This window comes from Thermus sp. NMX2.A1 (assembly GCF_000511705.1).
Lineage (GTDB): Bacteria > Deinococcota > Deinococci > Deinococcales > Thermaceae > Thermus > Thermus scotoductus.
In genome coordinates this window covers 1-13,601 of record NZ_ATNI01000058.1, presented here as the reverse complement: position 1 = coordinate 13,601, position 13,601 = coordinate 1, and the positions used below count along the sequence as shown (strand labels likewise).

The 13,601-nt window shown below is 63.7% G+C and carries 15 protein-coding genes and 1 pseudogene; 5 read left to right on the top strand and 11 right to left on the bottom strand.

Features of this window, described 5'->3' with window-relative positions:
- On the bottom strand, positions 1–520 hold a 520-nt coding region (locus TNMX_RS06440), incomplete at its 3' end, for a hypothetical protein (RefSeq protein WP_038030566.1).
- Between the two features lie 397 nt (positions 521–917).
- Between TNMX_RS06440 and miaB the strand changes: the two genes are divergently transcribed.
- Genes miaB through TNMX_RS06420 form a run of 4 tightly spaced genes read left to right on the top strand, consistent with a single transcriptional unit; the run spans position 918 to position 4,070 of the window.
- Positions 918–2,240 carry a tRNA (N6-isopentenyl adenosine(37)-C2)-methylthiotransferase MiaB gene (gene miaB, locus TNMX_RS06435; RefSeq protein ID WP_038030564.1) on the top strand — a complete coding sequence of 441 codons (1,323 nt, stop codon included), beginning with the start codon at positions 918–920 and terminating at the stop codon, positions 2,238–2,240.
- A gap of 9 nt (positions 2,241–2,249) precedes the next feature.
- Positions 2,250–2,585, top strand: coding sequence for a hypothetical protein (locus tag TNMX_RS06430; protein ID WP_038030561.1), 336 nt, complete (start codon positions 2,250–2,252; stop codon positions 2,583–2,585).
- Positions 2,586–2,598: 13 nt separating this feature from the next.
- Positions 2,599–3,510 (top strand): FAD-binding oxidoreductase, encoded by a 912-nt coding sequence (locus TNMX_RS06425; protein ID WP_038030559.1) that lies wholly within the window; start codon positions 2,599–2,601, stop codon positions 3,508–3,510.
- 2 nt (positions 3,511–3,512) lie between these two features.
- Positions 3,513–4,070: a molybdenum cofactor guanylyltransferase gene (locus tag TNMX_RS06420; RefSeq protein WP_038030557.1), complete on the top strand. Its 558-nt coding sequence runs from the start codon at positions 3,513–3,515 to the stop codon at positions 4,068–4,070.
- On the opposite strand, the gene lon is transcribed toward TNMX_RS06420, so the two are convergent.
- The gene (gene lon, locus TNMX_RS06415) at positions 4,067–6,454 is read right to left on the bottom strand and encodes an endopeptidase La (RefSeq protein WP_038030555.1); all 2,388 of its coding nucleotides are present in this window, start codon (positions 6,452–6,454) and stop codon (positions 4,067–4,069) included. The two genes, TNMX_RS06420 and lon, sit on opposite strands and share 4 nt — an antisense overlap.
- A gap of 77 nt (positions 6,455–6,531) precedes the next feature.
- Positions 6,532–7,050 carry a hypothetical protein gene (locus TNMX_RS06410; RefSeq protein ID WP_038030553.1) on the bottom strand — a complete coding sequence of 173 codons (519 nt, stop codon included), beginning with the start codon at positions 7,048–7,050 and terminating at the stop codon, positions 6,532–6,534.
- A gap of 54 nt (positions 7,051–7,104) precedes the next feature.
- Here TNMX_RS06410 and TNMX_RS06405 point away from each other — a divergent pair, with 54 nt between their 5' ends.
- Complete coding sequence (locus TNMX_RS06405) at positions 7,105–8,148, top strand: quinone-dependent dihydroorotate dehydrogenase (RefSeq protein ID WP_038030551.1); 1,044 nt, start codon at positions 7,105–7,107, stop codon at positions 8,146–8,148.
- A gap of 9 nt (positions 8,149–8,157) precedes the next feature.
- On the opposite strand, the pseudogene TNMX_RS13600 reads toward TNMX_RS06405, so the two are convergent.
- The 8 genes and pseudogenes from TNMX_RS13600 to TNMX_RS06370 form a co-directional block, all read right to left on the bottom strand.
- A pseudogene (locus TNMX_RS13600) lies at positions 8,158–8,298 on the bottom strand (Uma2 family endonuclease); the annotation flags it as partial.
- A 34-nt stretch (positions 8,299–8,332) separates the two neighbouring features.
- Positions 8,333–9,613, bottom strand: coding sequence for a dihydroorotase (locus TNMX_RS06400; protein WP_038030548.1), 1,281 nt, complete (start codon positions 9,611–9,613; stop codon positions 8,333–8,335).
- An 18-nt stretch (positions 9,614–9,631) separates the two neighbouring features.
- Entirely contained in the window at positions 9,632–10,537 is a 906-nt protein-coding gene (locus tag TNMX_RS06395) for an aspartate carbamoyltransferase catalytic subunit (protein ID WP_038030545.1), read from the bottom strand.
- Positions 10,534–11,079 carry a bifunctional pyr operon transcriptional regulator/uracil phosphoribosyltransferase PyrR gene (gene pyrR / locus TNMX_RS06390; protein WP_015717709.1) on the bottom strand — a complete coding sequence of 182 codons (546 nt, stop codon included), beginning with the start codon at positions 11,077–11,079 and terminating at the stop codon, positions 10,534–10,536. Before pyrR ends, TNMX_RS06395 begins: the two co-directional genes overlap by 4 nt.
- A gap of 209 nt (positions 11,080–11,288) precedes the next feature.
- On the bottom strand, positions 11,289–11,618 hold the full coding sequence (locus tag TNMX_RS06385) for an SPW repeat protein (protein ID WP_038030542.1): 330 nt from the start codon (positions 11,616–11,618) through the stop codon (positions 11,289–11,291).
- Positions 11,619–11,679: 61 nt separating this feature from the next.
- A complete protein-coding gene (locus tag TNMX_RS06380; RefSeq protein WP_038030569.1) occupies positions 11,680–12,426 on the bottom strand; it encodes a sulfite exporter TauE/SafE family protein in 747 nt (248 codons plus the stop codon).
- Positions 12,427–12,431: 5 nt separating this feature from the next.
- On the bottom strand, positions 12,432–13,376 hold the full coding sequence (locus TNMX_RS06375) for a D-glycerate dehydrogenase (RefSeq protein WP_038030538.1): 945 nt from the start codon (positions 13,374–13,376) through the stop codon (positions 12,432–12,434).
- On the bottom strand, positions 13,376–13,601 hold a 226-nt coding region (locus TNMX_RS06370; RefSeq protein WP_038030536.1), incomplete at its 5' end, for a type II toxin-antitoxin system VapC family toxin. The genes TNMX_RS06370 and TNMX_RS06375, both read right to left, overlap by 1 nt.

The window sequence follows — 13,601 nt, the reverse complement described above, 5'->3', positions numbered from 1 at the left end:
GGATAAGAAGCCTAACGAAATCCTGGTCTTCTATCTCCAGGCAAAAGGCTTGTGGTGAAGAATCGCGGTAGACGCGAATCCGCCCATAGAGAAAGGAGGAAAAAGCTCTGACCAAGGTTGTGGGCTTCAACGCAAAGGTTTTGCCCTCAACTTCTAGGGTCTGCGGGCCTAAACGCTTCTCCTTCAGGACCAGGCCGAGGGTCATTCCCAGCATGGGGTAAGCCCAGGGTTCCCAAGCTTTTGGAAAGCGCCTGCCTCGCTTCCATGCGGTAGCCCGCCAAGCGTCTAGGAGCTCCACCGCTTCCTTGGCACTCGGGCTTGCCCGAATGGAAAGCCAGGTGTCCAGGCTCATGGGATGGGCAAAACGCCCGAGGTATTCCCAGGCTTCTTCGCTTACCCGGGGAGCGGCGGCCTCGAGGGCCTCAAAGGGTTCTGGGTACTCCCAGGCTACCGCTCCCAAAAGGGCTTTGCGCCCGTTCCAGGGCTCTTCCTTCTGGTCTACCAGGTACAGGGTGAGCACTTCCTTCCACCACCTTCAGAATATCCTTCAAAGTCCGCCTCTTTCCTCTCCGTCCTCGAGTTAGCGAATGGTTCGCTTATGGGGCGGATACGGGCGGAACGAACCCTCACTTTACCAAGTGGAAGTGTCCTTTTTTATGGGCAAATCGGAAGGTGGCGGAGTGGAGAGGACCTAGGGGTAAGCTCCTCATAATCGTGGTGTCGTGGGTTCGAGTCCCACCGCCGCCACCAGCATCGGGATGCGAGGCTTAACCCCCCGGTAACGTGGCCGGGGGGTGTGGCCTTTTGGGGGGCTCGAGGCTGAGGAATCCAGGGACCGAGGTTGGCCTTGAGGGCCTCGAGGTTGCTACACTGGAAACCACGGGGCCCGGGATCCCCCCGGCTGCCCCAGGAGGTTTATGCGCGCCCACATCATTACCTTCGGATGCCAGATGAACGAGTACGACTCCCACCTGGTGGCCAGCGAGCTGGTGAGCCTGGGTTGGGAGCTGGTGGATTCGGTGGAGGAGGCGGACTTCGTCCTGGTGAACACCTGTGCGGTCCGCGGGAAGCCCGTGGAGAAGGTGCGCTCCCTTCTAGGCCAGCTTCGGAAGGAGAAGGATAGGCGAGGGCTCCTCATCGGGCTCATGGGCTGCCTGGCCCAGCTGGACGAGGGTCAGCAAATGGCCCGGAAGTTTGGGGTGGATGTTCTCCTGGGCCCCGGGGCCCTCACCTCCTTGCCCGAGGCCTTGAAGGGTAACCAGCGCTTCTGGGACCTCACCTTCAAGGACGATCTTTTGGACTACATCCCCCCGCCTCCCAGGGGAGCGCTTTCCGCCCACGTGACCATCATCCGGGGGTGCAACCACCACTGCACCTACTGCATCGTCCCCACCACCCGGGGCCCTGAGGTTTCCCGCCACCCGGACCTGATCCTGAAGGAGATCGAAACCCTGAAGAAGGCCGGGGTGGTGGAGGTGACCCTCCTCGGGCAGAACGTGAATTCCTACGGCAAGGACCAGCCGGGCTTCCCCTCCTTCGCCGAACTCCTGAGGATGGTGGGGCAGATGGGCATCCCCAGGGTGCGCTTCCTCACCAGCCACCCGGTGAACTTCACCGACGACATCATCGAGGCCATTGCCGAAACCCCTGCCATCACCCGTTACATCCACCTGCCGGTGCAGTCTGGCTCGGACCGGGTGCTTAGGCGCATGGCCCGGGAGTACCGGCGGGCGCAGTACCTGGAAAGAATCGGGAGGATCCGCGAGATTCTGCCGGATGCCGTGCTTTCCACGGACATCATCGTGGGCTTCCCCGGGGAGACGGAGGAGGACTTCCAAGAAACCCTCTCCCTCTACGACGAGGTGGGCTACGACCAGGCCTACATGTTCATCTACTCTCCTCGGCCCGGTACCCCCGCCTACAAGCACTTCCAGGACCTGCCCCGCGAGGTGAAGGTGGAAAGGCTCCAGCGTCTCATTGAAAAGCAGAAGGAGTGGAGCTACCGCCGCAACCTGGAGTGGGTGGGGAAGACCGTGGAGGTTTTGGTGCGGGGGGTGGCCAAGGAGGAAGGGTACGTGCAGGGGCACGACCGCGGGAACCATCCGGTGCTGGTTCCCGCCCACCAGGCTCCCACCCCGGGGCTCTACCAGGTGAAGATCAAGCAGGCCACCCCGCACCTGCTCTTTGGGGAGGTGGTAGGGGCCAGGGAGCCTGCGCCCATCCCCTTGCCCGTGGCCTGAGGAGGCGGCATGCGCCAGCACTTCCTCCCCTTTAGCGGGGCCTTGGCCCTTTTCCTTCTCGTTTATGCGGCCTCCCGCTTCGCCCTTTGGGGGCTTGTCCTGGCAGCCTTTCTTGCCTATCTTCTGTATCTGGGCCTACTCCGCTGGCAGGGAAGGCTTTTGGCCAAGGGGCCTTCGCGGGTAGCCTTGGAGCGCCTGGCCATGAGGGAAGCCTGGCGGAAGGGGGGGTTCTTGAGTCCGAAGGATCTTGGAGCTTTCCTCCCCCAGGACGAAGCAGAACGCCTCCTAGAGGGCCTGGCGGCCAGGGGTTTGTGCCGGAGGGAGGGGGAGGGCTTTCGCTTCTGACCCCCCGCAGGGGATGAGGAAGGTGGAGGAAGCCGAGGCGGTAGTCCTGGGAGCCGGGGTGGCGGGGCTTACCGCCGCCTGGCTTCTCAAGGAAAGGGGCCTGAGGGTGCGGGTGGTGGCCCAGGGCCTGGGGGGGGCAAGCCGGGTGCCTGTGGCTCTGGTGAACCCTTTGCGGGGGAAGCGCTTTACCCTGGCGAGAAAGGGAGAGGAGGCCCTCGAGGCGGCCCTTCGCTTTTACAGCCGCTTCGTGCCCCTGCACCTGGGCGTCTATCGCCCGGTGCCGGAAGGGGAGAGGGAGAAGGTGGCCTCTCGGCTTGGCGGGCTGAAGCACACCTGGGACCAAGGGGGTGTCTTGCTGGAAGAAGCTTTCTGGCTGGAGCCCAGGCCCCTTTTGCAGAAGCTCTCGGAGGGGGTTGGCGTTCTCAGGTCCCGGGTTCTGGCCTGGGAGCCTCCCTACCTCTTCCTGGAAGGAGGAGGGCGGATAAGGGGGGACGTGCTGGTTTACGCAGGGGGTGGGCAGGGAGCCCATCTTTTGGGCCTGGAGGGGCGGCACATCCCGGGGCTGGTCCTCCTCCTGCTGGATTACTTCCCCCGGGCCATCAGCTACCGGGTCTACCTGGCGGGAAGCGCCCTAGGGGGAAGCTACCTCCCCCATCGTTCTGATCCGGAGGCTCCCCCTCCCACGGAAGGGGAGGTGGAATGGCTTCTAAGGGGTGCGGAAGACCTTCTGGGCTACCGCCCTTCGGTGGCCTCCGCATGGCGGGGAGTGCGCTTCCGGCTGGACCCCTCTCTTCCGCCTGGGGGTGTGGACCTTCCCTACCTGTTTCCCGTGGAAGGTGGCTTTGCCCTTACGGGCTTTGGCTCCACGGGTTTTCTCTACGCCCCCTGGCTGGGGGAAAGGCTTCTTGAGGCCTTAGGATGGTAGGCGTGTACTCGGGAGCGGTGATCGCCGGGGGGCTTTCCCGCAGGTTTGGGGAGGATAAGGCCCTTTACCCCTATCGGGGAAAGCCCCTGATCCAGTGGGTTTTGGATAGCCTCCAGGAGGCGGGGGAGCGGTTCATCGTGACCAACAGGCCCTATCCTGGCTTTGGCGTGCCCGTGTATCCCGACCTGCTTCCGGGGGCGGATAGCCTTTCCGGCCTGCACTCCGCCCTCTTTCACGCCCGCTACCCCTGGGTGGCGGTGGCGGCCACGGACTTGCCCTTTCTGAGGCCGGAATACTGGGCCTTTCTTTATGAGCACGCCCTGGCCTCCCCTTACCCGGTGGTGGTGGCCTACAACCCGGAAGGCCACCTCGAGCCCCTCATGGCCTTCTACCACCAGGACTGCCTTCCCCAGGTGGAGTTGCAGATCCGGGAAGGGGATTTCCTCCTGAGGCGGGTGATGGAGGTGTTGGGAGCCACCTATATCCCAGCGGAGGAGGTGGTGGTGCGCTTCGGCGCCCAGGTCTTCCTGAACGCCAACCGCAAGGAGGAGCTTCCCTAAGCCCCTGCTCCTGGCTGGGGTCTTTCCGTGGGGGCCACGGGGGGTGGGCTAGGAGGCAGGAGGAGGAGCCTGAGCACCTCTCCCACCTCCTCCACGAAGGTGATCTCCAGGTCCTTGAGGATTTCCTCCGGAACCTCCTTGAGCTCGGGTTCATTCTCCTTGGGCAGGACCACGCGGAAGATGCCCGCTTGGTGGGCGGCCAGGAGTTTTTCCTTCACCCCGCCGATGGCCAGGACCTTGCCCCTGAGGGTGATCTCCCCGGTCATAGCGATGTCCATGCGCACGGGGCGCCCCGTGAGGGCACTGGCCAGGGCTGTGGCCATGGTGATGCCGGCGGAGGGACCATCCTTGGGAGTGGCTCCTTCGGGAACATGGACGTGAAGGTCGTATTCCTTGTGGAAACCCTCAGGCAGGCCCCACTCCTCCCGGTGGGCCCGGAGGTAGGTGAGGGCGGCGTGGGCCGATTCCTTCATCACCTCCCCCAGGTTGCCGGTGAGGTTCACCTTGCCTGTCCCGGGTACGGCCACGGCCTCAATGGTGAGAAGGGCACCGCCATAGGGCGTCCAGGCCAGACCCTGAGCCACCCCCACCTGGGGGGCCTTCTCCGCCCGGTCCGGGCGGTACTTGGGCACGCCCAGGTAGGCCTCGAGGTCCTGGGCGTCCACCACCCGCACGCCCTCCCAGGGGCTTTCCAGGTAGTCCTTGGCTGCCTTACGGGCCACCTTGGAAAGCTCCCGGTCCAGGTTCCGCACCCCTGCCTCCCGGGTGTACTCCTGCACGATGCGCTCTATGGCCCGGTCGGTGATCTCCAGTTTGCCCTCGATGCCCGCTTCCTTCACCTGGAAGGGCCAGCGGAAGTGACGGGCGATGGCCCGCTTCTCCGGGAGGGTGTAGCCTGGGATTTCGATGACCTCCATCCGGTCCAGAAGGGGCTTGGGAATGGTGCTTAGGGTGTTGGCGGTGGTGATGAAGAAGACCTTGGAGAGATCGTAGGGAACATCCAGGTAATGGTCGGTGAAGGTGTGGTTCTGCTCGGGGTCCAGGACCTCCAGAAGAGCCGAGGCTGGGTCCCCCCGCCAATCGGAGGAGAGCTTGTCGATCTCGTCCAGCAGGAAGACGGGGTTTACCACCCCCACCTGCTTCATCCCCTGGATGATCTTCCCGGGAAGCGCTCCGATATAGGTGCGCCGGTGGCCCCGGATCTCCGCCTCGTCCCGCACGCCACCTAAAGAGATGCGGTGGAACTTGCGGTTCATGCTTCGGGCGATGCTCTTGCCCAAGGAGGTCTTGCCTACCCCGGGAGGCCCCACGAAGCAAAGGATGGGAGCGTGGCCCTTGACCTCCTTCTCCTTGGTAAGCTGGCGCACCGCAAGATACTCCAGGATGCGCTCCTTTACATCCTTGAGGCCATAGTGGTCCTCGTCCAGGACCCGCTTGGTGACGGAGATGTCCAGGACCTCCGGGTCAGCCTCAGTCCAGGGAACATCCAAAAGCCAGTCCAGATAGGTCCGGCTCACCGTGGCCTCGGGAGAGCCGGGTTGCATGCGCTCCAGGCGCTTAAGCTCCTTGAGGGCCTTTTCCTTGACCCCCTCGGGCATGCCCTTTTTCTCAATCCGCTCCCGGAGCTCCTCGATCTCAGAGAGGAAATCCTCCCCACCCCCGAGCTCCTTCTGGATGGCCTTCATCTGCTCCCGGAGGTAGTACTCCCGTTGATTCTGGTCCATCTGCTCCTTGACCCGGGCGGCGATCTTCTTGTCCAGCTCAAAGCGCTCCAGGTCGCGAAGAAGCAGGGCCAGGACCTTTTTAAGCCTTTCCTCCACCTCCGGGGTTTCCAGGATTTCCTGCTTTTCCTCGAGGTTCCAGGTGGCGTGGTGGGTGACCAGGTCCGCCAGGATGGCGGGGTCCAGGGTGCTCTTGACTGCTTCCTGCTGGTAGCGGTCCAGGCGCAGGGTTTTGTGGTTTTGCAGGTAGCGTTCAAAGGCCTCCTGCACCTCGTTCACCAGGACCCGGGCGAGGCTTGGGTCCTGCAGGGGAGGCTCGGACAACACCTCTCCCACGGCCCTCAGGTAGGGGGCGGCCACATAGGAAACCAGGCGGGCCCGGTTCCTGGCCTCCACCATCACCTGCAGGGTGCCATCGGGGAGGCGCATGGCCTGCTTGACCACCGCCAGGGTGCCCACCGCGAAGAGGTCCTCAGGGGTGGGGTCGTCCACCTCGGGGTCCTTCTGGGTGACCAGGAAGATGTAACGATCGGCGTTAAGGGCCTCCTCCACCGCCCTTTTGCTCTTGGGGCGGCCCACGTCCACCCCGGTGGTGGTGTGGGGGAGGATCACGGTGTTCCTCAGGGGAAGTACGGGAAGTTCCAGGCGCAAGACGTCCTTCATCTAGCCCTATCATAGCGCCGGCAGGGGCAAAGAAAAAACCCGGGGGCACAAAGGCCCCCGGGAGTGGGTTTGCTTGTTCAAAAGCCCACCGTTACCGTGGCCTTGAGGTTCTTGAGGATAAAGGTCACCATACTGGAGGGCAGGTCCTGGACCTCGAGGCCCAGCCAGAACTGGCCCTGGGCGATGCCCTGGGTGAGGTTGGCCCCTTTTAGGGCAAGGAAGGTGCTATAGCTGCTTTGGAACTGGGCTTCGCCAGTGTTCTCGTCGGCAGGTCCGATGGGGCAGGCATACGCTTGGAGAACAGGGATGTAAGAGCAGCTGCTGTCTAGACGGGGATCGCTGAGTCGCACGTAAAAGCTTAGTGTCGTGTCCAGGGTCTGGCTGGCCTCGAGGGTCCCGGTGAGCACCACGCTCTTGGGCGCTACAGGAGGCGGGTTAAATCTGGTGGCTTCCTTAGGGTAGAGGATCCGGCCTTGGGTGTTCGGCAGAGCCTGCGCTTGGAATCTTTGTTCAGGGATATCCACGGTAACGGTGAAAGAGCAGGCAGCCAGGGTTAGAAGAAGGCTTCCCAGTAGCCACAAGAGGGGGCGCTTCATGGCGGAGATTTTATCCTTCCTCCTTGAGCGGTCGTCAAGATACCATGGACCCGTATGCACCGCCTGCTCTTCGCCCTGGACCCGGAGGAAGCCCACGAGCTCACCTTAAGGCTTCTTTCCTTCTGGTCGGAACGAGGGCCCCTGCTGGAGGTTCCTGCGAAGCTTCTTAGGGTGGAGGACTCGAGGATCGAGGTGGAGGCCTTTGGGCTTCACTTCCCCAATCCCTTGGGCCTGGCGGCGGGGATGGATAAGGATGCCCGGGCCTTGGGCGCCTGGTGGGCCTTGGGCTTCGGCTTCACCGAGGTGGGTACCCTCACCCCCAGGCCCCAGGAAGGGAACCCCAGACCCCGGCTTTTTCGGCTGGTGGAGGACCATGCCCTTATCAACCGCATGGGTTTCAACAACCAAGGGGCCGAGGAGGCGGCCAGGAGGCTTAAGCGCTTCCGGGAAAGGGGCCTTCGCTTCCCCGTGGGGGTGAACCTGGGCAAGAACCGGGATACCCCCTTGGAAGGGGCGGCGGAGGATTACCTAAGGGCCCTGCAGGTCCTGGAGCCTTATGGGGACTATTTCGTCCTCAACGTGAGTTCCCCCAACACCCCGGGGCTACGCACCCTGCAGGAAGGTCCCTTTTTGGATGAGCTTCTTTCCCGGCTCCGCCCCGCCACCCGAAAGCCCCTTCTCCTTAAGATGGCCCCGGACCTCACCTTTGAAGCCCTGGACCAGGCAGTGGAGCTTTGCTTGAAGCATGGCCTCGAGGGCCTGGTGGCGGTGAACACCACCCTGGAGCGCCCAAACCTCAAAAGCCCCCTGGCCAAGGAAGCTGGGGGGCTTTCGGGGAGGCCCTTGAAGGAACGGGCCCTAGAGGTGCTGCGGCATCTTTCGGGGGTGGAGGGCCTCACCCTGGTGAGCGTGGGAGGGGTGGAGGGTCCTGAGGATATCTGGGAGCGCCTGAAGCTAGGAGCCAGGTTGGTCCAGGTCTACACGGGCTTCGTCTACGGGGGCCCCCTTTTCTCCCGCCGGGTGTTGAAGGGCCTGCTGAAGCTTATGGAGGCGGAGGGGGTGAGAAGCCTGAAGGAGCTTTGGGTCCCTAGACGGTGAGGGTGCAACCGCAAAGTGGATGCCAGGGCACGAGGAGTCCTCTTTGGGGCGGATGCTTTGGCGAATGCGGTCCACGGCCTTCTGGTGCCGGTAGGTGGGCTGGGCTTCCCAAAGGGGAAGCCCCCCCACCCATTCCAGACTTAGGCCCAGTTAATCGGCTTCCAGGAGCTTTTTCAGCACGCTCTTATTCTAACGCCTGGTACACCACCCGCCCTTCCACCAGGGTGAGGACCGGCCACCCCCCTAAGACCCATCCTGCCCAGGGGGAAAACCGGGCCTTGGAGGCGAAGTTCCTGGGCTCCACGGGGCGCTCCTTGGGGTCCAGGAGGACAAGGCTGGCCTCGGCTCCCTCCTCCAGATGGATGGGCTTCAGGCCCAGGATGCTTCGGGGACCGTCGGTGAAGAGCTCCACCAGGCGCTTCAGAGGGAAGCCCCGCTTCAGGTGAAGCTCGGTGTATAGAAGGGGAAAGGCCACCTCGAGGCTCGGAATCCCAAAGGGAGCCCTTAAGAGGTCCATTTCCTTTTCCGCCTGGGTGTGGGGGGCGTGGTCGGTGGCGATGGCGTCCAGGGTGCCATCCAGAAGCCCTTCTATAAGGGCTTCCAGATCCTCTTGGGTGCGGAGGGGTGGGGCCACCTTGAGGATGGGGTCAAAGGACTTTAGGGCCTCCTCGGTGAGGGTGAGGTGGTGGGGGGTGGCCTCGGCGGTGACGGGAAGGCCGGCCCTCTTGGCCTCCTGCACCAGCTCCAGGCCCCGTTTGGTGGAGAGGTGCTGGATGTGGAGGTGGGGTTTCTTTTGGCTTCGGCGTACGGCGTAGCGCAGGACCTCGAGGTCCCGGGCGATCCGGGCGGCTTCCGCCTCCTTCGGGTTTCCTGGAAGGCCCAAAAGGTCGGCCAGGGGGCCATCGTTCATGACTCCACCCCGGCGCAAGGAGGCATCCTCCGCGTGCACCGCCACGGGGAGGCCGAAGGCGGAAGCCTGCAGAAGCCCTGCCGCCAAGATTCCAGCATCCTCGTTGGTGTGGCCGTCGTCGGTGAGGAGGGAGGCACCGGCCTCCTTAAGGAGGCCGGCTTCCGTGAGGGCCTTTCCCTCTTGGCCCTGGGTCAGGGCGGCCGCGGGGTGGAGCCGGGCAAGCCCCAGGGCCTGGGCCTTTTTCTTAAGGGCCCGCACGGCCTCCGGGGTGTCCACGGGAGGTGTGGTGTTGGGCATGGAGACCAGGTCCGTGTACCCTCCCCTTACGGCGGCCAAAAGCCCGGTGGCAAGCTCCTCCTTTACCTCCTGCCCGGGTTCCCTAAGGTGGGCGTGGAGGTCCAAAAAGCCGGGGGCCAGGAAGAGACCCGTTCCGTCAATGACCGTTTCCGCCTCCCCGCCATCAAGGCTCAGGATTTTGCCTTCCCCGATAAGCACATCCGCCGGACCCCTTTCCCCCAGGGCATCCACCAGCTTGACGTTTTTAATGAGCAACATACCGTGCCTCCTGTAGCCCTACCGCTTCCTCCCCACCAGGAGGTGGTAGAGCACCGCCATGCGCACCGCCACCCCGTTCCGCACCTGGCGGTTCACCAGGCTTCTTTCCGAGTCCGCCAGGGTGCCTTCCAGCTCAATGTCCCGGTTCATGGGGCCAGGGTGGAGGAGGAAAGCCCCTGGTTTGGCCTTCTTCAGACGCGCTTCCGTTACCTGGTAATGGGCAATATAGTCCTGCAGGTGGATGAGGCCGGCTTCCATGCGCTCCTTCTGGAGCCTCAGCACCATAACCGCATCCGCTTCCGCCAAAGCCTCGTCCAGGTGAGGGGTGAGCCTGGCTCCGGGAAGGCTTTGGGGGAGAAGGGTGGGGGGGCCTGCCACCCACACCTCAGCCCCGAGAAGAGGGAGAAGCTCCACGTTGGAGCGGGCCACCCGGGAGTGAAGGATATCCCCCACGATGGCGATCTTCCTGCCCTCCAGGGTTCCCAGGGCCTCCAGGAGGGTGTAGGCGTCCAGAAGAGCCTGGGTGGGATGGGCCCGGCGGCCATCCCCCCCGTTCACCACCACTCCCTTTACCCAGCGGGTGGCCTGGTGGGGAACCCCGGCGCTGTCGGCGCGGATGATGTAGGCATCTATGCCCATGGCCTCGAGGGTGAGCAGAGTGTCCTTGTAGCTTTCCCCCTTTTGCAGGCTGCTGGCCTGGGCGGCGAAGGACACCACATCCGCGGACATGCGCCTGGCTGCCAGTTCAAAGGAGATGCGGGTGCGGGTGGAGGGCTCAAAGAACACCGTGGCCACGGTGAAGCCCTGGAGGGCCGGCACCTTCTTCACCGGCCTTTCCAGCACCTCGGCCATCACCCTAGCGGTGTCCAGGATGTTTTCCACCTGGCCTCGAGTCCAGCCCTGGAAATCCAGGAGGTGCCTCATGCTTCCTCCCTTTCCCAAAGCTCCACCCGGTCCTCCCCGTCCACTTCCTCCACCTTCACCTTCACCACCTCGTTTTTGGCCGTGGGGACGTTCTTGCCCACGAAGTCGGCCCGGATGGGGAGTTCCCTGTGCCCCCGGTCCACCAGAACTGCCAGGTAGATGCGCCTGGGACGGCCTAGGTCCATGAGGGCATCCAAGGCTGCCCTGGCGGTGCGCCCTGTGTAGAGCACATCGTCCACCAGGACCAGGGCCTTGCCCGTGATGTCAAAGGGAATCCGGGTCTGGCGCACCTGGGGCCGGATCCCGATCTCGGAAAGGTCATCCCGGTAGAGGGTGATGTCCAGCATTCCCACCGGTACCTCCTTCCCCTCAAACTCCCGGATGTAGCGGGCGATGCGTTCGGCTAAGGGAATGCCCCGGGTGTGGATGCCCACAAGGGCCAAGCCCTCCACCCCCTTGTTGGCCTCCACGATCTCGTGGGCGATGCGGTGTAGAGCCCGCCGCATCTCCTCGGCGTTCAGGAGCTCCGCCTTAAAGCGCACAAAGCACCTCCAAAAAGAAGCGGAGGCCGAAGCCCCCGCCTGGCTTTTTCCAATGGCCGTCCTTATATCGTTTCATCTCTCCTCCTTTCCGGCCTCACGGGACCGGTTTAAAGGCCGACCTTACCTTACCTCCTGTCCCCAGGTGGTGCAAGAGCCCAATCCGCCTAGGGTTCATCCTAGGCGGAAGGTTGGAAGCATGGGATCGGAGTTCAGGCTGCCCGGGGTTTTTCCCGCGCCACGCTTAGGGCCAGGATACCCACCAGGACGCCCACGATAAGGGCGTTCCACATAGCGTTTCCCATGCCGCTAAACCCCAGGATCCAGGGGGAGAGGATGAGCCAGATGCCCAGGACCACGTTCACCCACTCCTCCCACATGGGGCCACCCCGGAGGTGCATGAGGGCCATAAGCCCCACCACTACCCCCACGATGACCGCGTTCCACATGGCGGCGGGGGTGCCGCTAAAGCCCAAAAGCCACGGGGAAAGGATGAGCCAGACGCCAAGGACAAGATTGGCCCAATCCTGCCAGCGTTGCATTTGCCCACCTCCTTTCTTCTTTACGGTAGTCCACCTTGGCCTCGAGGAATAGTGCAAAAGGTCACCGTTTCCTTCCGGAGGGATGGAGGTACCGCCAGGAAGTCCATAAGAGCACCATGGCGAAGACCAAGCGCAGGGTGGCCTCGGGTAGAAAGTGGGCGGCTTCGCCTCCCAAAAAGGTGCCCAAGAGTACCCCAGGTACCAGGCCAGGGGCCAGGAGGGTATCCACGTTGCCCAGGCGGTGGTGGGTATAGGCTCCCACCAGGCTGGCGGGTACCATGGCGAGGAGGCTCGTGCCCTGGGCAGTGTGCTGGTCCATGCCCAAGACCAGGACCATGGCCGGAACCATGATGGTCCCTCCCCCCACCCCCATCATGCCCGAGAGGAAGCCGGTGAGGCCTCCCGCCAGGAGAAGGGTGAGATCCTCCCAAACCTCGCCCCGCACCAGGCCCACGGGGGCCAGGTAGGGTTTCAGGAGAAGCAGAAGGGAAACAAAAAGGAGGAAAAACCCAAAGGCCCGCTTGAGGTCCTTTTCCGCCAGGCTGTGGGCGTAGCGGGCCCCTAGGCGGGCGGTGAGGATGGCGGTAGCCGCCAAAAACAAGGCGGCCTTGAGGCTCAAGGACCCCTGGAGCCCGTAGGTGAGGGCTCCCATGAGCCCGGTGAAGAAGACCGCCACCAGGCTGGTGCCGTGGGCCTTGTGCTGGGAAAGCCTGAGAATCCCCACCATCAGGGGGATCATCACCGTGCCTCCCCCAAGCCCCACGAGCCCCCCAAAGCCCCCACCGAGAAGGCCGATGACGAAGCTCATGGGGCTCATACTACCGGGTTTGGTGGCTCCCTGCCCTCCAGGGCAAAGAGGAGGTTCTCCACCGCTATCTCCGCCATGCGTTCCCGGGTTCGCCTTCCTGCCGAGCCAATGTGGGGGGTGATGACGGCGTTGGGAAGGGTGTAAAGGGGATGCCCTGGGGGCAGGGGCTCGGGATCGGTGACGTCCAGGCCAGCTCCGAAAAGATGCCCCTTTAGGGCCTCCACCAGGGCTTCCGTGTCCACGAGGCCTCCCCGGGCGGTGTTGATCAGGATGCTTCCCGGCCTCATGGCGAAAAGCCTTTCCCGGTTCATGAGGCGGTGGGTTTCGGGGGTCAAGGGGGTGTGAAGGCTCACGATGTCGGATGTGGCCAGGAGTTCCTCCAGGGAAAGGTGAGGGTAGGGGAGGGGCTTTGGAGCACGGCTCGTATAGACCACCTTCATCCCGAAGGCCTCGGCCCTTTGGGCCACCGCCTGGCCGATACGGCCCATGCCCACGATGCCCAGGGTGGCGCCCTGGAGGTCCAGCCCCAGGAGGAGTTCGGGATGCCAGGCCCGCCAAAGGCCCCTTCGGGCGTAGTCCACTCCCTCCACCACCCGCCTGGCCACCGCCAGGAGAAGGGCCAAGGTGAGGTCAGCGGTAGCCTCAGTGAGCACCCCGGGGGTGTGGGTCACGCGGATGCCCCGGGCTTTGGCCGCCTCGAGGTCCACGTGATCCACTCCCACGCTGTAACAGGCGATGACCTTAAGGCCTGGGGCGCGGTCCATGACCTCGGCGTCGATCCGGTCCTCCACGGTGGGGATGAGGCCTATGGCTCCCTCCACCCTCTTGAGGAGATCTTCCCGGGGAAGGAAAAGCCCTTCGTGGACCTCCACCTGGTAACCTGCTTCCCGTAAACGGTCCAAGGCCTTTCCCGGAAGGCTGCGGGTTACAAGGATTTTTCCCTTGGGCATCAGGGCACCACCTCGAGCTCAGGGAAGGCAAGCCGGTAAGGCCTGGGGTCAAAGGTGGCCAAGCGTAGGCCGTGGAAAAGGGCATGGGAACCAATAAGGAAGTCGGCTAGGATGCGGCGGGGCAAGCGGGCTTTTCGCCTCTTTTGAGCGTAAAGGCCAAAGCGCTCGCCGGCCAGTTCCCAGACCGGAAGGGGCATCCCATCTTGCAGGCGGATACTGAACTGG